The sequence below is a fragment of the Kaistia granuli DSM 23481 genome (genome assembly GCF_000380505.1).
Classification (GTDB): Bacteria; Pseudomonadota; Alphaproteobacteria; order Rhizobiales; family Kaistiaceae; genus Kaistia; species Kaistia granuli.
Window position 1 is genome coordinate 33,928 of sequence record NZ_AQYH01000002.1, and the last position, 18,698, is coordinate 52,625.

At 66.2% G+C, this 18,698-nt stretch carries 15 protein-coding genes and 1 riboswitch; of the genes, 3 read left to right on the forward strand and 12 right to left on the reverse strand.

Going from position 1 to position 18,698, the window contains the following annotated elements:
- Position 1: 1 nt before the first annotated feature.
- The 7 genes from G342_RS0101225 to G342_RS0101255 all read right to left on the reverse strand — a co-directional run bounded on the left by G342_RS0101225 (position 2) and on the right by G342_RS0101255 (position 8,575).
- On the reverse strand, positions 2 to 946 hold the full coding sequence (locus tag G342_RS0101225) for an ABC transporter substrate-binding protein (RefSeq protein WP_018181276.1): 945 nt from the start codon (positions 944 to 946) through the stop codon (positions 2 to 4).
- 29 nt (positions 947 to 975) lie between these two features.
- Positions 976 to 1,773: an ABC transporter permease gene (locus G342_RS0101230; protein ID WP_083930998.1), complete on the reverse strand. Its 798-nt coding sequence runs from the start codon at positions 1,771 to 1,773 to the stop codon at positions 976 to 978.
- A 62-nt stretch (positions 1,774 to 1,835) separates the two neighbouring features.
- A riboswitch (TPP riboswitch) is annotated at positions 1,836 to 1,941 on the reverse strand.
- 51 nt (positions 1,942 to 1,992) lie between these two features.
- Positions 1,993 to 2,916, reverse strand: coding sequence for a lipid kinase YegS (yegS, locus tag G342_RS0101235; RefSeq protein WP_026304002.1), 924 nt, complete (start codon positions 2,914 to 2,916; stop codon positions 1,993 to 1,995).
- Between the two features lie 24 nt (positions 2,917 to 2,940).
- Entirely contained in the window at positions 2,941 to 4,779 is a 1,839-nt protein-coding gene (locus G342_RS25085; RefSeq protein WP_018181279.1) for a hypothetical protein, read from the reverse strand.
- 52 nt (positions 4,780 to 4,831) lie between these two features.
- Positions 4,832 to 6,124 carry an adenylosuccinate synthase gene (locus tag G342_RS0101245; protein WP_018181280.1) on the reverse strand — a complete coding sequence of 431 codons (1,293 nt, stop codon included), beginning with the start codon at positions 6,122 to 6,124 and terminating at the stop codon, positions 4,832 to 4,834.
- 151 nt (positions 6,125 to 6,275) lie between these two features.
- Complete coding sequence (locus G342_RS0101250) at positions 6,276 to 7,925, reverse strand: mucoidy inhibitor MuiA family protein (protein WP_018181281.1); 1,650 nt, start codon at positions 7,923 to 7,925, stop codon at positions 6,276 to 6,278.
- 137 nt (positions 7,926 to 8,062) lie between these two features.
- On the reverse strand, positions 8,063 to 8,575 hold the full coding sequence (locus G342_RS0101255; RefSeq protein WP_018181282.1) for a ClbS/DfsB family four-helix bundle protein: 513 nt from the start codon (positions 8,573 to 8,575) through the stop codon (positions 8,063 to 8,065).
- Between the two features lie 166 nt (positions 8,576 to 8,741).
- On the opposite strand from G342_RS0101255, the gene G342_RS22875 reads away from it, so the two are divergent.
- Positions 8,742 to 9,671, forward strand: a complete 930-nt coding sequence (locus G342_RS22875; RefSeq protein WP_018181283.1) for a DMT family transporter — start codon at positions 8,742 to 8,744, stop codon at positions 9,669 to 9,671.
- 259 nt (positions 9,672 to 9,930) lie between these two features.
- On the opposite strand, the gene serA is transcribed toward G342_RS22875, so the two are convergent.
- A complete protein-coding gene (gene serA / locus G342_RS0101265; RefSeq protein ID WP_018181284.1) occupies positions 9,931 to 11,517 on the reverse strand; it encodes a phosphoglycerate dehydrogenase in 1,587 nt (528 codons plus the stop codon).
- Between the two features lie 196 nt (positions 11,518 to 11,713).
- Positions 11,714 to 12,886 carry a phosphoserine transaminase gene (locus G342_RS0101270; protein ID WP_018181285.1) on the reverse strand — a complete coding sequence of 391 codons (1,173 nt, stop codon included), beginning with the start codon at positions 12,884 to 12,886 and terminating at the stop codon, positions 11,714 to 11,716.
- Positions 12,887 to 13,094: 208 nt separating this feature from the next.
- Here G342_RS0101270 and G342_RS26525 point away from each other — a divergent pair, with 208 nt between their 5' ends.
- Entirely contained in the window at positions 13,095 to 13,220 is a 126-nt protein-coding gene (locus tag G342_RS26525) for a hypothetical protein (protein WP_018181286.1), read from the forward strand.
- 66 nt (positions 13,221 to 13,286) lie between these two features.
- On the opposite strand, the gene G342_RS0101280 is transcribed toward G342_RS26525, so the two are convergent.
- Both G342_RS0101280 and glmM read right to left on the reverse strand, forming a co-directional pair.
- The gene (locus tag G342_RS0101280; RefSeq protein WP_018181287.1) at positions 13,287 to 14,081 is read right to left on the reverse strand and encodes an outer membrane protein; all 795 of its coding nucleotides are present in this window, start codon (positions 14,079 to 14,081) and stop codon (positions 13,287 to 13,289) included.
- A gap of 300 nt (positions 14,082 to 14,381) precedes the next feature.
- Positions 14,382 to 15,725, reverse strand: coding sequence for a phosphoglucosamine mutase (gene glmM, locus G342_RS0101285; RefSeq protein WP_018181288.1), 1,344 nt, complete (start codon positions 15,723 to 15,725; stop codon positions 14,382 to 14,384).
- 298 nt (positions 15,726 to 16,023) lie between these two features.
- Here glmM and G342_RS0101290 point away from each other — a divergent pair, with 298 nt between their 5' ends.
- Entirely contained in the window at positions 16,024 to 16,584 is a 561-nt protein-coding gene (locus G342_RS0101290) for a cysteine hydrolase family protein (protein ID WP_018181289.1), read from the forward strand.
- Positions 16,585 to 16,653: 69 nt separating this feature from the next.
- On the opposite strand, the gene ftsH is transcribed toward G342_RS0101290, so the two are convergent.
- Positions 16,654 to 18,576, reverse strand: a complete 1,923-nt coding sequence (ftsH, locus tag G342_RS0101295) for an ATP-dependent zinc metalloprotease FtsH (RefSeq protein WP_018181290.1) — start codon at positions 18,574 to 18,576, stop codon at positions 16,654 to 16,656.
- Positions 18,577 to 18,698: the final 122 nt, after the last annotated feature.

Genomic DNA, 18,698 nt, shown 5'->3' on the forward strand with positions numbered 1-18,698 from the left:
GTCAGCGCGGGGCGATGGCGTAGCTGTCGATCGGCGGCACGGCCGCGAGCAGCCCCTTGGCCTTCATGAATTCCGCGAAGCGGTCATAGCGGCCGATATCCAGCGCCGCCGGACGCTTGGCGAAGCGCGGCAGCGTCGCATAGAACGAATCGCGGTTGAGCTGGTTATCGAGCTCGCGATGCGCCTTGACGAACGTCGCCAGCGCCTCGTCGGGATGGTTGGTCAGGTAGATCGTGGCCTCCTCGACCGCGGCGAGGAAACGCGCCATGCGCGGATCGCCACGCAGTTCGTTGCGCGTCACATAGATCAACTCGTCATAGGCCGGCACGCCATGCTCCTCCAGGAAGAAGGCGCGGCCCGGCTTGCCTTCGAGGCCAAGCTGAATCAGTTCGACATTGCGGTAACCGTCGATCACCGCGTCGACCTGCCCCGACATCAGCGACGTCGTCAGGTTGAAGTTGACGTTGACCATTTCGACGTCCTTCTCGGTCAGGCCGACCGAGGCGAGGACGGTGCCGATATAGGCGTTCTGCAGGCTGGCGACCGAATAACCGATCTTCTTGCCCTTCAGGTCCGCGAGCGCCTGGACTGGGCCGTCCTTGAGCACGATCAGCGCGTTGAGCGGCGTCTCGATCAGCGTGCCGATCCGCGTCAGCGGCAGGCCTTCCTTCACCTGCAGCATCAGATCCGGCTGGTAGGTGACGGCGATGTCGGCCTGGCCGGCGGCGACCAGACGCGGCGGCGCGCTGGCGTCGGCCGGCGCGATCATCTCGACGTCGAGGCCATGCTTTTCGAAGATGCCCTGCTCCTTGGCGATCACCAGCGGCGCATGATCGGGATTGTAGAACCAGTCGAGCAGCACCGTGAGCTTGTCGGCGGCCTGGACGGGAGCGATGGAAAGGACGGCCGCGAGACCGAGCGCGGCCAGCCGGATGGAGGATTTCATCAGATCGATTTCCTTTGCAGGTTCAGGGATCAGGTAAGGGTTTCGGGCGCCCAGGGGGCGATGTGTCGGGTCGCGGCGTCGACCACGGCGCGAACAAGAACCGCCATGGCGGCAAGCAGAGCGAGGGCGGCGAACATGACGTCGGTCTGGGCCCGGCCATTGGCCATCAGCATGGCGTAGCCAAGCCCGGAAGAAGCGCCGACCCATTCGCCGATCAGCGCGCCGACCGGGGCATAGACGGCTGCCACCCGCAGGCCGGAGGCCAGCGCCGGCAAGGCGTAGGGAATGCGGAGATAGAGGATTTCCTGCCAGCTCTTGGCGCGATAGAGGCGGCCGAGGTCGATCAGTCCGGCCTCCGTCCGCGCCAATCCGTCATGGAAGGCGGAGGCGACGGGGAAGAAGATGGCGATCGTCGCCATGACAATCTTCGAGCCGATGCCGAAGCCAAACCACAGCACGAGCAGCGGCGCGATGGCGAAGACGGGAAAGGCCTGGGTGACGATCAGGAGTGGCATCAGGATACGCCGGATCGCCGGCACGAAGGTCATCACCAGCGCCAGGGCGATGCCGGCGAGCGAACCGGTGATCAGGCCGGCAACCGTCTCGATCAGGGTGGTGACGGCGTCGCGCTGCCAGAGATCCGGGCGCTCGACCAGGGCGCGCCAGACCCGGGCCGGCGGCGGCAGCATGAAGGGCGGCGGCGCGAAGACCAGGATCACCACCTGCCAAATGGCGAGCAGCCCGACCGCGACGACGAGCGCCCGTATCACCCCGCCCAGCCATCCGCCCCCTCGATGGGGCGCGTCGAATTCAGCCCGTGCCGCCATGGCGAAGCCGCTCCTCCGGAATACGGACGAGACATGCCTATGGCGATGAACGAGATGACGTCGCGAATCTTGCTTCCCGTCCCTTCGCCGGCATGACCCGGATCAGGTTCGAAGGGTTCGGCCCATGGCCATCTCAGCTCGCGTTAGCGAACACCCCTCGGAATGGCCGGAGCATGGCCGAGGACGGCAGCGGGCGCAAGAGCCGGCTGGGGATAGCAGCTATGCGGTACCGAAAAGCGGCGTCGGCCCGAGATGCACACGCAGCGCGGCCGGGCGGCATTCGATCCGGAAGGTGCGCGACCTGACCGGCTCACCATCCAGGTTGACGGAGAGTTCCTCGTCGGATTCGAACTCGAACCAGGACGAGCGCGTCGTCACCTGTAGGCTGGAAATAGCGGCCGCGCCCTGACGGAAAAGCTGCGACAGGGCGTCGAGCCGCGCATCGCCGACCAGCTCCGGCACGATCATCAGGTCGAGAAGGCCGTCATCGAGCCGTGCCTCCGGGCAAAGCACAATGCCGCCGCCCGCCTGGCGGCCATTGCCGACGGCGAGCGCGACAAAGCTTCCCTCCCAGTCGAAGCCCTCGGCGCGGATGCGGCCGCGGCTGGCGGAGAGTTCGCGGAAACGGGTGACACCGGTGACGACATAGGCGAGCCCGCCAAGCCGCCGCTTCAGTTCCGGGTCGGTCTCGACCGTGACCCGCGAGCCGAAGCCGCCGGAGACAAGATTGACGAAGACGCGGCCGTTGAGCGTGCCGATATCGATCGGCTTCGGCACGGTCGTGGTGACGAGCCGCAGGCAGGCGGCGAGATCGTCGACCGGCAGTCCGTTCGAGCGCGCGAAATCATTGGCGGTTCCGAGCGGCAGGATACCGAAGCTGCAAGGCTCCGGCGGGTTGGCCGCGAGCGCCAGCGCGAACACCTCGTTCACGGTGCCGTCGCCGCCGCCGGCGACGATGGCGTCGATCCGGCCGTTGCGAGCCTCGGCGACCGCCTCGGTGGCGAAACGGCCGGCATCGCCCGCCTCCCAGGTCACGCGGACCGAGACCTCGTGGCCGTCTTCGCGCACGGCGTGGACCGCCGCGCGCACGCGCGGCTCGCGCGCCGCCTTCCCATGCAGGATGAGCCTCAGCTTCATGGTCATCCCGCTACGCCTTGAGGACCGCGCCTAGTTGCTGCCCCAGGCGGCCATAGCCTTGTCGAACACGCGCTGGCCGGGCGTCCCCTTCTCAAAGGTCAGGATGGCGCGCTGATCATTGTTGTAGACCAGCGGCAGGTCGATCCAGTTGCGCTCGCGCAGCAGGGCGACGTTCTGCGCCATCGGCTGGGCGTCGTTCGAGAAGGCGATCCAGAAGAAGCCGTCCGCCACCTTGGCGGCGGCGCCGTCCAGCGGCTGGCCGCGCGATTCCTCGGTCGGCTTCATCACCAGCGCCGGGACCGACTTGACGCCACCGCCGGCGAAATCGGCCGGGGTGTCGACGACGATCTCGACCAGATGGCTCGCCGGCAAGGCGCTGTCGTTGTTCTTGCGGATGTTCAGCGTCACCTTCATGCCCTTTTCGGGCACCTCGAGCTGGGCCTGGATCTCCGGGCCGTTCGACGAATTGGCGTTGAACTTCCACGTCGCGGTCGCGTTCACGACCTTGACGTTCTGGCTGCCGTCGGTCGGCTGCTCGTAAAGGATTGCCTTCTGGGCCACGAGCGAATCATCGGCCGTCGCCGCGCCACTGCTAGCCGCGGGCTGCGGTGCGGCGGCGGGGGGTTCCGGCGCGGCGGGCTCGGCCGCGGGGCGCGTGCCTTCCGGCGCCATCACGCCAGCCAGCGGATCGACCTCCTGATCGTCCGGCGACGGCTCCGCCTCGACGGTGCGCACCGTCTTCGGCGCGTCGACCACCGGCTCGCCGCCCAGGCGATCGGCATTCTTGGTGCTGGCGGGTGCCGGCTCGGAATTCTCGCTCAGCGTCGGCTTGCCCCCGCTCTGCTCGGCCGAGCTGATCAGATCGCCGATCACGTCCTTGACGACGCTGCGCTGCGACCAGGCCAGCGCGGCGATACCGCCCAGCAACAGGCCGATCAGGATCAGGAGGATCAGCGTCGGCCAACGCGAGGGCTTGCTCCGCTCGGCATAGGCGGGGGCCCGCTCGGCCGTGCGGTCACGGTCCCGCTCACGACCCCGGTTACCATTCCGCCCACCGCGTCCGCGCGGCTCGTCGAATCCGGCGTCGGTCGGCGGATCGAGGAACGGCTCCGGCGCCCAATCGGCATCGGCCGACCGGCGACCATGATCGATGTCGTCATCGAGATCGAAGCGTGGCTCGTCGAGCGGCGCGGCCGAAAGCGTCGGCTCGCGCCGTCCGCCCTGAGCGCCCTGCCGGTCATTGGAAAACTCAGCCTTCGGCGATACCTGCGGCCATTGCGGCTGGATCGGCGGCGGCTGGCGAACCGGCTGCGGCGGCTCGATTTCGTGTTCGGGCTCGGACCATTCCGCTTCCGGCTCGACCGGATAGGAAAGCTCGTCGGGAAGCTCGTCCTCAACCGGCGCGGGCGGCGGGGTCGGCTTCGGTGCGGGCGCCACGGTCCGCGGGATCGGCGCGGGAACCGGCGCCGGACGGACGGGCTCTATCTGCCTCTGAACCGGAGGCGGAGTCGGCTGCGGCGGAGGGGGCGGCGTCGCCTCCTCGCGCTCTCCTTCCTCGAGATCGTGATCGAGGGTCTCGGCATAGTCCGGCTCGGGACTGGCGGCGAGCGCCTCGGCGACGGCGGCGGCCGCGCTGACCCGCACCGGTGTCGCGCGGGCAACGCTCGCCTCGCGCTCGACCTTGCGGATCGCCTCTTCCAGCTCCAGGCGCTGGCGCGAGATTTCGGACGTCGTCAGGGGAGGATCGATCGACTTCAACTGGGCGATCAGCGCGGTGCGCGCCTTGTCGTAAACCGAACGACGCGCGTCCCCGGATTCGCTCTCGAACCCGGAGACCGCCTTTTTCAATACCGCGTAATAGTCGGTCATCGTCCCATTCTACTAACTGACTTGTCCGAACCGGCGCCTGTGATCGACAGCCTTAGTCCTGAAACGGATCCTGAACCAGAATTGTATCGTCGCGCTCCGGGCTGGTCGACAGCAGCGCAACCGGCGCGCCGATCAGTTCCTCGACGTGGCGTACGTACTTGACGGCCTGGGCCGGCAGGTCGTTCCAGCTACGGGCGCCGGCGGTGGTGTCCTTCCACCCTTCCAGCGTCTCGTAGATCGGCTCGACCCGGGCCTGCGCCGCCTGCGAAGCCGGAAGATAGTCGATCTCGCGGCCGTCGAGCCTATATCCAACGCAAATCTTGATTTCTTCAAGGCCGTCGAGAACATCAAGCTTCGTCAGTGCAATTCCGGTGATACCGGAGGTGCGGATCGTCTGGCGAACCAGCACGGCGTCGAACCAGCCGCAACGACGCTTGCGCCCCGTCACCGTGCCGAATTCATGGCCACGCGTGCCGAGGAAATCGCCGATCTCGCCGGTCTGCTCGGTCGGGAACGGCCCCTCGCCGACGCGCGTCGTGTAGGCCTTAGTGATGCCGAGCACATAGCCGACCGCGCCCGGACCGACGCCCGAACCCGTCGAGGCCTGGCCGGCGACGGTGTTGGACGAGGTGACGAACGGATAGGTGCCGTGGTCGATGTCGAGCAGCGCGCCCTGCGCGCCTTCGAACAGGATGCGCTTGCCGGCCCGGCGCTCGCGATCGAGCAGCTGCCAGACCGAATCCATGAACGGCAGCACCTTGTCGGCGACCGAGGCGAGTTCTTCATAGAGCGAGTCGACCGAGATCTCGTCCTGGCCGAGGCCGCGGCGCAACGCATTGTGGTGCGCCAGCAGCCGCTCGATCTTCTCGCGCAGCGCCGGCAGGTCGGCGAGGTCCATGACGCGGATGGCGCGACGGCCGACCTTGTCCTCATAGGCCGGGCCGATGCCGCGCTTCGTGGTGCCGATGCGGGTGCCGGTCGTGCTGTTCTCGCGGAACGCGTCGAGGTCGCGATGGAGCGACAGGATCAGCGCGGCATTCTCGGCGATGCGGAGATTCTCGGGCGAAACCTTGACGCCCTGAGCCTCGAGGCGGCCGATCTCGGCGACCAGCGCATGCGGATCGACGACCACGCCATTGCCGATGACACCGAGCTTGCCCGGACGCACGACGCCCGAAGGCAGCAGGCTGAGCTTGTAGGAAACGCCGTCGATGACAAGCGTGTGGCCGGCATTATGTCCGCCCTGGAAGCGCACGACGATGTCGGCGCGCTCGGAGAGCCAATCGACAATCTTGCCCTTGCCTTCGTCGCCCCATTGCGATCCGACGACGACTACATTCGCCATTGAGACTTCCCTTTTCGACGTCCTGCCACAGCCAATGCCGCGATGCGCGGCGCGCGATAGGCCAGCGTCCCGGTAACCCACCAGGACGAGGCGCGCGGACTATATAGACTCCCCATCACCGACGCGACCCCCGCGACCGCATCTCCTGCCTTCAATTCTGCCAGAACACGTCCTGATCGGCCGGCCAGCGGATGGTGAAGGCGTTGCGGATCTCCTTTATTTCGCCGGGGGCGTAGTCATAGCGCCAGGCGACGACGCCGCGCTTGCCGTCGACGGCGGTCTCGGTCGGCGGTGTCGCCTCCGAAAGCGGCTCGACGGCGATGGTCTGCGCCTCGGAGACGGGAAGCCGGTCGAGCACGACGATCGGCATCGGCCGCCCATGCCGGTTCTCGACCTTGATGAGATAACGCCGCTCGTCGGTCTTTTCCGACGAGATCAGCCCGCGCTCGCCCGTCTTCTCCTGCACGATGGTGCGGGTGACCGCGACCTTGTCGTCGATGCCGAAGCCCAGCGCGATCTCCGCATCCGGCCCCGTGAAGGGCAGCGGTACGGTTCCGGCAAAGGCGCCGTCACGATAGAGCACGGCCTCGCCGCCGACATAGGGTGCGCCGGACCGGTTCTTGAAGCGCGCGGTCAGATAGGCGGCGTCGCTGATCGCCGGCACGGCGCGCACTTCGAGCAACGGCGCGAGGCTCTCGGTGGCGATACGGACGGAGCGGCTGCCATCGCCCGAGGCGACGGACACCGGATCCTGAATGCGGTATTCGGCGCGGAAATCGCCGAAATCGGCGATCGCCTCCGCCTGCTCGATCGCGTCATAGGCGCCGCCGCCCTGCGGCGCTTCGGCGGCCAGCGCCGGCGGCGCGGGCGCCGGACGGACGAGCGATTCGCGCGCCATCTTGGCGTCGTAGCGGGGGACGAAACGCACGACGCTCTCATAGGGCTCCGGCGCCTGGGTGCCCTCGGCCGGTCGGGCCGTCGACAGGGTCAGCGCGACGCCGGACCAGTCCTCGCCCGTCGCCTGATGCAGTTCGGCCCGGCGAACCAGCTCGAGCTTCGGCTCGGCGCCCGCCTCGCCAACCGACAGCGAAACGTCATAGGCAGGCGTCCATCCCGCCGTCTGCGTGCGATAGCCGAGCGACAGCCGCCCGGTCGCCGCCTGGCCGGCCGTCACCTCGATCCGCGCCGCCAGCTTCGGCAAGGCCGGCGGCAGGTCGTCCATCGCCCGCTGGCGGCCATCGATCGTCTTTTCGACGCCGCGCTTCTCGATCAGCACGGCAGCCCGCAGCGCGTCGATCTTCTCGCGCTCGGCGCCAAGCCCTTCGGCCGTCTGGATCCAGTCGCCGACGGCCTTGCCCTCGGCAAAGCCCTTGGCCAGGCCCTGCGGCAGGCTTTCCGCCAGGCCGTCGATGAACTTCACGCGCAGATCGAGCGCCGCCAGCCGGTCGTTGAGCCGTGCAATGCGGTCCCGCAACGTCTGGATCTCGGCAGCAATCGCCATCCGGACCGGATCGGCGTCCGGATCATAGGCCTGGCTGCGTGTCTCGACGGACCGGATCGACAGACCACCCGCCGCCAATCCCTCGACACGCAGGCTGTCCGGCGCCATGTCTGCCGGCAGATCGTCGACCAGAAGCACGCTCACGCCGGCCGGCACCGAAAACGCCGCTTCGCGCAACACCGCCGCGCTTTGCGGATGCACCGTGACGGCGGTGATGCGGCTGGCGAGCGGCACATCGGCGGCATAGGCGTTGGCGGTACAGGCGGCCAATGCCGCCAGCGACAGAGCGAGGATCTTCATGGCCGTGCTGACTTCCCCTGGGACTGGAGCGCCGCCGCCGCTCGAATTGCGACGGAGGCCAATGCCCGCATAGCGCGCGATTGTGGTATCGCCGCGCCGCAATTGCGCAGACCGTGTGACAAATGCGGCCCGCCGCGTCAGGCGATACCGTTTTCCTTCTTCCATTGGCGCAGCCGCCCGCGCGCATTGGCATAGGGGGACGACGTGTTGAACTGGATCATCCGGCCCATGGTGTATTTCTCGTACCAGGGCGTGCCGTAGAGCGCGGCATCGTCATGGCGCTCGATCAGCGTGACGATCCGACCCTTGGCCTCGGCGAAGCGCTGCAGCAGCGCCTCGAAGGAAAGATCGGCATAATCGGCGTAGAATTTCTGGGCCAAGGCGCCGAGCTCGTTCCACCGATATCCGCTCTCCGGAAAATCGACGGGCTCGCCGGCATCCCGCCCGGCATGCCATTTCAGAACCAGCTCGTTCCACCCCGTCAGATAGGCGACGAGATCGTGCACGCTCATTCGCGTGTCGCGCGCATGGCCCTCGAGCGTCTTCTCGCCGGCCCGTTCGGCCGGCACCGTCGCGAGATCCTTGGCAAGCTTCGCATAGGCGACGTCGATCGCCGCGAGAAGTTCGTCCTTGCTGGCCGGAACCGCCATATGCCGCCCACCCCTTTGTCCCTGATTCGCAGCGGCATGATCCACGCCCGATGCCTCGACCGACAAGGCCCCCAGAGCGAGGCTTCCCCATCGGCAGCGCCAGTTGGCACTTGGCACGGGTGGCCGGACAGGTCTATCCAGACGTTCCGCTGACCGAGGCCAGTCCATGTCGTTGCTTTCACGGGCCTTCTCCTGGTTGTTCAACCGGCCCTATCTGCTGCTTTCCCTCACTTTCCTGTTCTGGGCGATCAATATCGTGCTCGGCCGCTATGTCGCCGGCTCGATTCCGCCCGTGGCGCTGTCGCAGATCCGCTGGCTCGGCGCGTCGCTGATCATCCTGCCGATCGCCTGGCCGCATCTGAAGCGCGACTGGCCGACGATCCGGAGCCATCTCGGCCTCATGGTGCTGCTCGCCGCCGCCGGCATCGGCGCCTACAACACGCTCGCCTATTACGGGCTGCAATATACAGAGGCGCTGAACGGCCTCCTGATGCAGTCGATCGCGCCGCTGGTCATCGGCGTCTGGTCGCTGATCCTGTTCCGGGACCGCATGACATCGGCGCAGATCACCGGTGTCGGCCTGTCGCTCTGCGGCGTCGTGCTGATCATCTGCCGCGGCGATCCTACGGTGCTGCTGCACCTGACGCTGAATGTCGGCGACATCATCATGCTGGTCGCGATCAGCTGCTCCGGCTTCTATTCGGCGCTTCTGAAGAAGGCGCCGCGCATCCACTACTGGTCAATGCTCGGCTTCATCATCCCGGTCGGCGCGCTGACGATCCTGCCCTTCTTCGCGCTGGAGATGGCGAGCGGCAAGATCATCCAGGCGACGCCGCTGACCTTCGCCGTACTCGCCTATGTCATCGTCATTCCGTCGGTCGTCGCCTATCTTTTCTTCAACCGCGGCGTCGCGCTGATCGGCCCCAACCGCGCCGGTCCGTTCTTCCACCTGCTGCCGGTCTTCGGCTCGGCGATCGCCATCGTCTTCCTCGGCGAGCAGCCGCGCTGGTATCACGGCGCCGGCTACGCCCTGATCATCGGCGGCATCACCATCGCGCAATTGAGCCTGGCTCGCATCCGCGCGTTCGGGCGGTAGCTTTTCTCGCCCTCTCCCCACCCTCGCCGTCATCCCGGGCGGAGACTCGGGATCCATTCAGCCGGGTTGGCCGTTTCGCGAAACGCTCGGCAGCGCGGCTGCATGGATCCTCGCATCCGCGAGGATGACGGAGGATTCGGGTCGTCCCGCGCGCCCTTCAACAGGGGGCGGACCGCAGTCATGACGCCCCCCCGAGCCCAAACGAAAAAGAGCGACGGTTATCCGTCGCCCCTCTTCATTCCAGCAATGGGACCGCGTCTCAGAATGTCAGGCGCTTGGCCTGGACGACGCCCTCGAGCGCGCTGACGCGGTCGATGACGCTGTCCGAGATTGCCTCGTCGACTTCGATCAGCGCGATCGCATCTTCGCCGGCGGCCTTGCGGCCGAGGTTGAAGGTGGCGATGTTGATGCCCTCGGCGCCGAGCAGGCTGGCAAAGCGGCCGATGAAGCCCGGCTTGTCCTTGTTGGTGACGTAGAGCATGTGGAGGCCGAGCTCGGCCTCCATGTTGATCCCCTTGATCTGGATGATGCGCGGCTTGACGTCGCCGAACACCGTGCCGGCGACCGAACGCTCCTGGCGCTCCGTCGTCACCGTCAGGCGGATGTAGTTCTCATAGGCGCCCTGCTGCTCGCGACGGACTTCCTCGATGGCGATGCCGCGTTCCTTGGCGACGGCCGGGGCCGAGACCATGTTGACGGTCTGCAACTGCGGACGCAGCACGGCGGCGACCGCAGCGGCGGTCAGCGCGCGCACGTTCATCTCGGCGACGTCGCCCTCATATTCGAGCTTGATCGCCTTGATGCCGGTCTCGGTGAGCTGGCCGGCGAACGAACCGAGCTGCTCGGCGAGCTTGACGAACGGCGTCAGACGCGGCGCTTCCTCCGCGGTGATGGAGGGCATGTTCAAGGCATTGGAGACAGCACCCTTGACCAGGTAATCGGCCATCTGCTCGGCGACCTGGAGGGCAACATTCTCCTGCGCTTCCGTGGTCGAGGCACCGAGATGCGGCGTCGCGACGACGTTGGGCAGGCCGAACAGCACGTTCTCGGTGGCGGGCTCTTCCTCGAATACGTCGAAACCAGCGCCGGCGACCTTACCGGACTTCAGCGCCTCGGCGAGGTCCTTCTCGACGACCAGGCCGCCGCGCGCGCAATTGATGATGCGGACGCCGTCCTTCATCGTGGCGATCGCCTTGGCATCGATGATGCCGCGCGTCTTCTCGATCAGCGGCGTGTGCAGGGTGATGAAATCGGCGCGGCGGAACAATTCGTCCAGCTCGACCTTCTCGACGCCGAGATCGACGGCGCGGTCCGGCGACAGGAACGGGTCGAAGGCGATGACACGCATCTTCAGGCCAACGCCGCGCTCGGCGACGATCGAGCCGATATTGCCGCAGCCGATGATGCCGAGCGTCTTGCCCGTCACCTCGACGCCCATGAAGCGGTTCTTCTCCCACTTGCCGGCCTGGGTCGAGGCGTTGGCCTCGGGGATCTGGCGGGCGGTCGCGAAGATCATCGCGATCGCGTGCTCGGCAGTGGTGATCGAGTTGCCGAAGGGCGTGTTCATCACGATGATGCCCTTGGCGGTCGCCGCCGGAATGTCGACATTGTCGACGCCGATGCCGGCGCGGCCGATGACCCGGAGATTCTTCGCCGCCGCGATGACCTTCTCGGTCACCTTGGTATTCGAGCGGATGGCGAGACCATCATAATTGCCGATGATCTCGAGCAGCTTCTCCTTGTCCTTGCCGAGATCCGGCATGTAGTCGACCTCGACGCCCCGATCCTTGAAGATCTGGACGGCGGTCTTGGAGAGCTTGTCGGAAATGAGAACGCGCGGTGCCATGTGCTTTGTGTCCCTGGTTACCTAGCGCCGTCGTCATCCCGGACTAGCGAAGCGAAGATCCGGGATCCATTCAGCCGAAGCCTAGGCTGTATGGATCCCCGCTTTCGCGGGGATGACGCCTGAGGGCGTGCGGACGCTGGTATGAAAACTGGAATGTCGAGCGAACGGGCGGGGCCGAGGCCCCGCCGTCTGGAACTCAGGCGGCCTGGAGGGCGGCCTTCTGCGAGGCGAAGGCCCAGTCGAGCCACTCGGTCAGGATGGCCAGATCCGAGGCCTCGATCGTGGCGCCGGTCCAGATCCGCAGGCCGGCCGGCGCATCGCGGTACGAACCGATGTCATAGGCGACGCCGGCCTTGTCGAGCGCGGTCACGACCGACTTGGCGAACGCGGCCTGCGCCTTGTCGTCAAGCGCCTTGATCGCCGGATCGGTGATGATCAGGCAGACCGAGGTGTTGGAGCGCGTGTCCTCGGCGACCGGCAGGAAATCGATCCAGTCGGTCTTGGCGACCCAGTCGGCCAGCACCTTGAGGTTGGCGTCAGCGCGAGCGGCAAGAGCCTTCCAGCCGCCGAGCGCCTTCGCCCAGTTGAGCGCGTCGAGGTAGTCCTCGACTGCCAGCATGGACGGGGTGTTGATCGTCTCGCCGACGAAGATGCCGTCGATCAGCTTGCCGCCCTTGGTCATGCGGAAGATCTTCGGCAGCGGCCAGGAAGGCTTGTAGGTCTCGAGACGCTCGACGGCGCGGGGCGACAGGATCAGCATGCCGTGGGCGCCCTCGCCGCCGAGAACTTTCTGCCAGGAGAAGGTCACGACATCGAGCTTGTCCCAGGCGAGATCCTGCGCGAAGGCGGCCGAGGTGGCGTCGCAGATGGTCAGGCCGGCGCGGTCGGCGTCGATCCAGTCACCGTTCGGGACGCGCACGCCCGAGGTGGTGCCGTTCCAGGTGAAGACGACATCGCGGTCGAAGTCGACCTGGCCGAGATCGGGGAGCTTGCCGTAATCGGCGTTGAAGGTGCGGACGTCCTCGAGGTTCAGCTGCTTGACGACATCGGTGACCCAGCCTTCGCCGAAGGATTCCCAGGCCATCATGTCGACGCCGCGGGCGCCGAGCATCGACCATAGCACCATCTCGACGGCGCCCGTGTCGGAAGCCGGCACGATGCCGATGCGATAGTCGGCGGGAACGCCGAGCACGTCGCGGGTGAGATCGATGGCCTGCTGGAGCTTGGTCTTGCCGATCTTGGCCCGGTGGGATCGGCCGAGGGCCGCATCCTTGAGCGCATCGAAGGTCCAACCAGGACGCTTGGCGCAGGGGCCGGAAGAATAATTAGCGTTCACCGGCCGGCGGCCAGGCGTAGCGAGATCTGCCATAGTCTATCCTCACAGATAGTAAGCGCCTCGTTGGGGAGGCGTGTCCCGCCGACGCGTGTACGCCTCGGCCGGGGGGAACGCAAGACGATGGCGGAACTTTTTCTGGAACGGACGATGGCGTCGCCCGCTCGGCGGCAGCTAGAAGGGGGACATGCCGTCCAGCCGCCGCGATGGATGCGCGCGATCGCAGCCTGTTGACGAGGTGCCCATGCCCGAAGACCCGAAACTCCCACGCCGAGACTCCGGCTGGCGACCCAGCCGAGCCATCATCCTTGCCGCCCTGATCGTCGTGCTGACGGTGCTGCAGACCGCGAAGATGCGCGGCTGGTTCTAGAAATGCCGGCACGAAAAACGCGCGCCCCCGCGGGCGCGCCTTTTCCTTGATTCGGGTCGGATCCGATCAGTTGAACTCGTAGCGGATGCCGAAGTTGACGTCGTGCGAGGTGATGTTCTTGAACTTGAAACCATCATTGTCGCGCGGCGTCTCGTTCGGGTTCGAATTGTAGGCTCTCGCCGTCGTCGCGTTGCCGAGGTCGACATAGCTGTAACCGAGATCGAAGATCAGGTTCTCGGTGACGCGGAAGCCGACGCCCGCATGCAGCGCCCAGGCGAAGTTCCACTGCGAATCCGTACCGGCGAAACCGCTGGCGTTCCGCTCAGTGTTGATGTCGCGGAAACCGGAAATCGTGTTGCGCGACGTGCCGATGCCGGCGCCGACATAGGGGGTGATGCCCTTGTAGGTGCCGAGGTCGACATAGCCGTTGGCGAGGAACAGCCACTCGGATTTGCGGGCCGTGTAATCGTCGGTGTAAACGGCCGGCTGGCCGACGCCCTCGAGGTCGAACACGCGCTGCGAGGCGTAAAAGTCCGCCTTGCCGCGATACTGGCCGGTCAAATCGGCGCGGAACCAGTCGTTGAACTTGTAGCCGGCGCCGAGGCTGAAGGTCGGAGCGGAGGAGAAATCGCCCTTGTTGATCCACTCCGTGGCATAGCCTGGCGCCTCGAAATACTGGTATTCGAGGTTGTCCAGCCGCTGATTGCTCATGCCGATGGCGCCGCGCAGATACCAGCCGCCGACGGCCAGCGGCACAGGCTCGACGATCGGATCCAGATCCGCCGCGACGGCCGTTCCCGTCAGGCCACCGCAACCCAGGCCGGCGGCGACCGCGATCGCCCATATCCGCGAAGTGCGCATCTCATAACCCCCTCGAAGACCGGATCACGCGACGAGGCGCGATCTCGAAAACTCACATGGGGGAGGATTTCAACCGGAACCCTTTAACATGGGATTAACTACAACTCTTAACCACGATCTTTCGTCCGTAACGGAAGGTTAAGCATAATCCGGTGTGGCGAAGTTGCATCGCCCCCGCGGCGACGCAGCCATTCCGCCGCGACCTGCGTCGCGCCAGGAGCGGCGCGGCGAGCGGCAGCCAAGGCTGGATTGACGATCGAAACATCAGCCGGCGGCTTGGCGCCGACGGCGGCGGCCGCCTCAGGCGACCTGCTTCAGCGCGCCGATGATGTCATCGACGACGGCTTCGACCAGCATGTGGTCGTCGCCCTCGGCCATGACGCGGATCAGCGGCTCGGTGCCGGAGGGGCGGATCACGACGCGGCCGGAGCGGCCGAGCCGCGCCTCGCCATCGGCGATCGCCGCCTGGACACTGGCGATCTCGAGCGGCCTGCCGCCGCCGAAGCGGATGTTCTTCAGGATCTGCGGCACCGGCTCGAAGCGCCGGCACACCTCGCTGACCGGCTTGCCGGTCTTGCGCACCACGGCGAGGATCTGCAGCGCCGAGACCAAGCCGTCGCCGGTTGTCGAGAAATCCGACAGGATCAGGTGGCCGGACTGCTCGCCGCCGACATTGAAGCCGTGCTGGCGCATGTGCTCGACGACATAGCGGTCGCCGACCTTGGTGCGGGCGAGCGACAGGCCGAGCGAGTCCAGATAGCGCTCGAGGCCGAGATTCGACATTACGGTGGCGACAATGCCCGGCTGCGACAGCAGGCCGTCTTCGGCCCAGGACTGGGCGACCACGGCCATCAGCTGGTCGCCGTCGACGACCTCGCCATTCTCGTCGACGATGATGACGCGGTCGGCGTCGCCATCGAGCGCGATGCCGATATCGGCGCGGACCTCATGCACCTTGCGGCGCAGCGCATCCGGCGCCGTCGAACCGACGTCGAGGTTGATGTTGAAGCCATCGGGTTCGGCGCCGATGGTGATCACCTCGGCGCCGAGTTCCCACAGCGCTTCCGGCGCCACCTTGTAGGCGGCGCCGTTGGCGCAATCGATGACGACGCGCAGGCCGGTCAGGTCGAAGGCCTTCGGCATCGTCCGCTTGGCGAATTCGATGTAGCGGTCGCGCATGCCGTCGATGCGCTTGGCGCGGCCGAGATCGGCGGAGGCAGCGAGGCGATCGGAGAGATCCTCCTCGATCAGCGCCTCGATCTTGGCCTCGGTCTCATCGGAGAGCTTGTAGCCGTCCGGACCGAACAGCTTGATGCCGTTGTCCTCATAAGGGTTGTGCGAGGCGGAGATCATGACGCCGAGATCGGCGCGCAGCGAACGGGTCAGCATGGCGACGGCCGGCGTCGGCATCGGACCGAGCAGGAACACGTCCATGCCGGCGGCGGTGAAGCCCGCCGTCAGCGCCGGCTCGATCATGTAGCCCGAGAGGCGCGTGTCCTTGCCGATCACGACGCGGTGTCGATGGCCGCCATTCCGGAAAGCCAGCCCGGCGGCGATCCCGACCTGCAACGCGAGTTGCGGCGTGATCGGAAAGGCGTTGGCCTTGCCGCGGATGCCGTCCGTGCCGAAAAATTTGCGTACCATGCGTGAATCCGTCCCCGTCGATAGGCGCGCAGTCATAAACCAGCATTGCGGCGAAAGAATTCAAAAATCGTGAGCGTCTGTTACACGCCCACCGGCGAAGCGGGAAACACCGGACAGCCACAACCGGAGACGCCCGCGATTATTTGACCATAAGGTACAGATTTGATTGAGAAATTCCGGTTTCCGGGCTTTCGGCGGCATTCGGGTGTCGAATGTTTCACGCCGTTACGGAACGTGCTTTCCCTGACGGGAAGCGAGCTGGCATGGAGGCCTCCCTTCCCCCGAACCGGAGCAGGACATGAAGGCCCTCATCGTCGTCGACATGCTGAACGACTTCTATACCGGCGTACTCCAGAACGAGACGCACGCCTCGAGGATCGTGCCGGCGATCCAGACGCTGATCGAACACGCCCGGAGCCATCCCGACTGGCTGGTGGTCTATTCCAACGACGCCCACCGCGCCGACGATGCCGAGATCGCCATCTGGGGGCCGCATGCGATGGCGGGCACGCGTGGCGCCGACGTGATCGACGCACTGGCGCCAATCGGCGCGCCACGCGAGATCGTCTCGCCCAAGCGCTTCTACAGCGCCTTCGACGAGACCGACCTCGACGCGGCCTTCCAGCAATACGGGGTCACCGACGTCGTCGTCGTCGGCCAGCACACCCATTGCTGCGTCCGCCACACTAGCTACAGCGCCTTCGTGCGCGGCTACGGCATCGAGATCCCGGCCGACGGCGTCTGCGTGTTCGACGGCGTCGACAACCAGGCCGCCATCGAGTACCTGCGCACCATCTATGGCGCGGTGATCACCGACAGCGCCTCGATCATCGCCGCCGACACCCGCAAGGCCGCCTGACCGGCAAGCGCGCATGAAAAAGGCGGGACCGCGAGGTCCCGCCTTTTTTGTTTCAAGCCAGCGCGCCGGTCAGACCTGCGGCTGCGGCTCGAGGCCGGTATCGCCCTTCGGGCGCGGCCCACGCGTGGTCGGCACCACCGAGGGGCGCGACGGCGGCGTATCGTCGCCGGTGTCGCGGATCGGCGGCTTGCCGTCGAGCAGGTTCTTGATCTCCTCGCCCGACAGCGTCTCGTATTCGAGCAGCGCCTCGGCGATGGCGACGAACTTGTCACGGTTCTCGGTGATGAGACGCCGTGCCTCGCTCTCGCCCTCCTCGATCAGCTTGCGCACTTCCTCGTCGATGATCTTGGCGGTCTCGTCGGAGATGTTGGTCGACTGGGCGACCGAATGACCGAGGAAGACCTCCTGCTCGTTCGAACGATAGCGCACGCGACCGAGACGCTCGGACATGCCCCACTCCATCACCATGGAGCGTGCGAGGCTGGTTGCCATCTGGATGTCGCCCGAGGCACCGGTCGTCACCTTCTCCGGACCGAAGGTCAGGATCTCGGCCTCGCGGCCGCCGAACAGCATGATCAGGCGCGACTTGGCCTTCTCATAGGTCCAGTTGTAGCGGTCCGATTCCGGCAGCGTCATCACCATGCCGAGCGAACGGCCGCGCGGGATGATGGTAGCCTTGTGGATCGGGTCGATCGTCGACGACAACAACATCGCGATGATGGCGTGGCCGGCCTCGTGATAGGCGGTGTTGCGCTTCTCGTCGGCGGTCATGGCGAGTGACTTGCGCTCGGCGCCCATCATCACCTTGTCCTTGGCGTCCTCGAACTCGGCCATGGTGACGATGCGCTTGTTGCGGCGGGCCGCCAGCAGGGCACCTTCGTTGACCAGGTTCATCAGATCGGCGCCGGAGAAGCCGGGCGTGCCGCGGGCGAGAGTCTTCAGGTCGACATCCGGCGCCATCGGCACCTTGCGGGCGTGCACCTTCAGGATCTTCTCGCGGCCGATGACGTCCGGGTTCGGGATCACGACCTGGCGGTCGAAACGACCGGGACGCAGCAGCGCCGGGTCCAGCACGTCCGGACGGTTGGTCGCGGCGATGATGATGACGCCTTCGTTCTGCTCGAAGCCGTCCATCTCGACCAGGAGCTGGTTCAGCGTCTGCTCGCGCTCGTCATTGCCGCCGCCGAGACCGGCGCCGCGATGACGGCCGACCGCGTCGATTTCGTCGATGAAGATGATGCAGGGCGAGTTCTTCTTCGCCTGCTCGAACATGTCGCGCACGCGGGACGCGCCGACACCGACGAACATTTCGACGAAGTCGGAACCCGAGATGGTGAAGAACGGCACATTGGCTTCGCCGGCGACGGCGCGGGCCGTCAGCGTCTTGCCGGTACCCGGAGGGCCGACCAGGAGCACGCCGCGCGGAATCCGGCCGCCGAGGCGCTGGAACTTCTGCGGGTCGCGCAGGAACTCGACGATCTCCTGCAGGTCTTCCTTGGCCTCGTCCACACCGGCGACGTCGTCAAAGGTGACGCGGCCATGCGCTTCGGTCAGGAGCTTGGCCTTGGACTTGCCGAAGCCCATCGCCTTGCCGCCGGCGCCACCTTGCATCTGCCGCATGAAGAAGATCCAGACGGCGAGGATCAGGAACATCGGGAACCACGAGATCAGCACGCCGATCAGCGAAGTACCGCCTTCGGTCGGCGGCTTCGCCGTGATCGAGATGCTCTTGTTCTCGAGCCGCTTGACCAGATCCGCGTCGTTCGGCGCGAAGGTCTGGAAGCTGGCATTGTCCGTGTAGCTGCCGGTGATCTGCTGGCCGGCGATCACAACGCTACGCACGCGACCGCTGTCGACGTCGCTCAGGAACTGCGAATAGGCAATGTCCTGACCGGCGGCGCGGGGGCCGGGGTTCTGGAACAGATTGAACAGGGCGATCAGCAGCAGGCCAATGATGACCCACACTGCGAAGTTGCGAAAATTCGCGTTCATCAGAATCCCTTCAAGGGCAGGATGCGGCCGGGTGCCGCTCATTTGAAGCTAAGATAGGTGGCCAGACCGCTTAAGCCAATATGAGCATTGCCAATGAAAGCGCGGAAAATGCGGCAATGGTT

Coding starts and splice junctions, on each gene's coding strand:
- G342_RS0101255 (WP_018181282.1), bottom strand. CDS start 8,575: ATGGCGGTTCCGGCCAGCAAGGACGAACTTCTCGCGGCGATCGACGTC.
- serA (WP_018181284.1), bottom strand. CDS start 11,517: ATGGCACCGCGCGTTCTCATTTCCGACAAGCTCTCCAAGACCGCCGTC.
- G342_RS0101290 (WP_018181289.1), top strand. CDS start 16,024: ATGAAGGCCCTCATCGTCGTCGACATGCTGAACGACTTCTATACCGGC.
- glmM (WP_018181288.1), bottom strand. CDS start 15,725: ATGGTACGCAAATTTTTCGGCACGGACGGCATCCGCGGCAAGGCCAAC.
- G342_RS0101270 (WP_018181285.1), bottom strand. CDS start 12,886: ATGGCAGATCTCGCTACGCCTGGCCGCCGGCCGGTGAACGCTAATTAT.
- G342_RS0101280 (WP_018181287.1), bottom strand. CDS start 14,081: ATGCGCACTTCGCGGATATGGGCGATCGCGGTCGCCGCCGGCCTGGGT.
- G342_RS25085 (WP_018181279.1), bottom strand. CDS start 4,779: ATGACCGACTATTACGCGGTATTGAAAAAGGCGGTCTCCGGGTTCGAG.
- ftsH (WP_018181290.1), bottom strand. CDS start 18,576: ATGAACGCGAATTTTCGCAACTTCGCAGTGTGGGTCATCATTGGCCTG.
- G342_RS0101245 (WP_018181280.1), bottom strand. CDS start 6,124: ATGGCGAATGTAGTCGTCGTCGGATCGCAATGGGGCGACGAAGGCAAG.
- G342_RS0101230 (WP_083930998.1), bottom strand. CDS start 1,773: ATGGCGGCACGGGCTGAATTCGACGCGCCCCATCGAGGGGGCGGATGG.
- G342_RS26525 (WP_018181286.1), top strand. CDS start 13,095: ATGCCCGAAGACCCGAAACTCCCACGCCGAGACTCCGGCTGGCGACCC.
- yegS (WP_026304002.1), bottom strand. CDS start 2,916: ATGACCATGAAGCTGAGGCTCATCCTGCATGGGAAGGCGGCGCGCGAG.
- G342_RS0101250 (WP_018181281.1), bottom strand. CDS start 7,925: ATGAAGATCCTCGCTCTGTCGCTGGCGGCATTGGCCGCCTGTACCGCC.
- G342_RS22875 (WP_018181283.1), top strand. CDS start 8,742: ATGTCGTTGCTTTCACGGGCCTTCTCCTGGTTGTTCAACCGGCCCTAT.
- G342_RS0101225 (WP_018181276.1), bottom strand. CDS start 946: ATGAAATCCTCCATCCGGCTGGCCGCGCTCGGTCTCGCGGCCGTCCTT.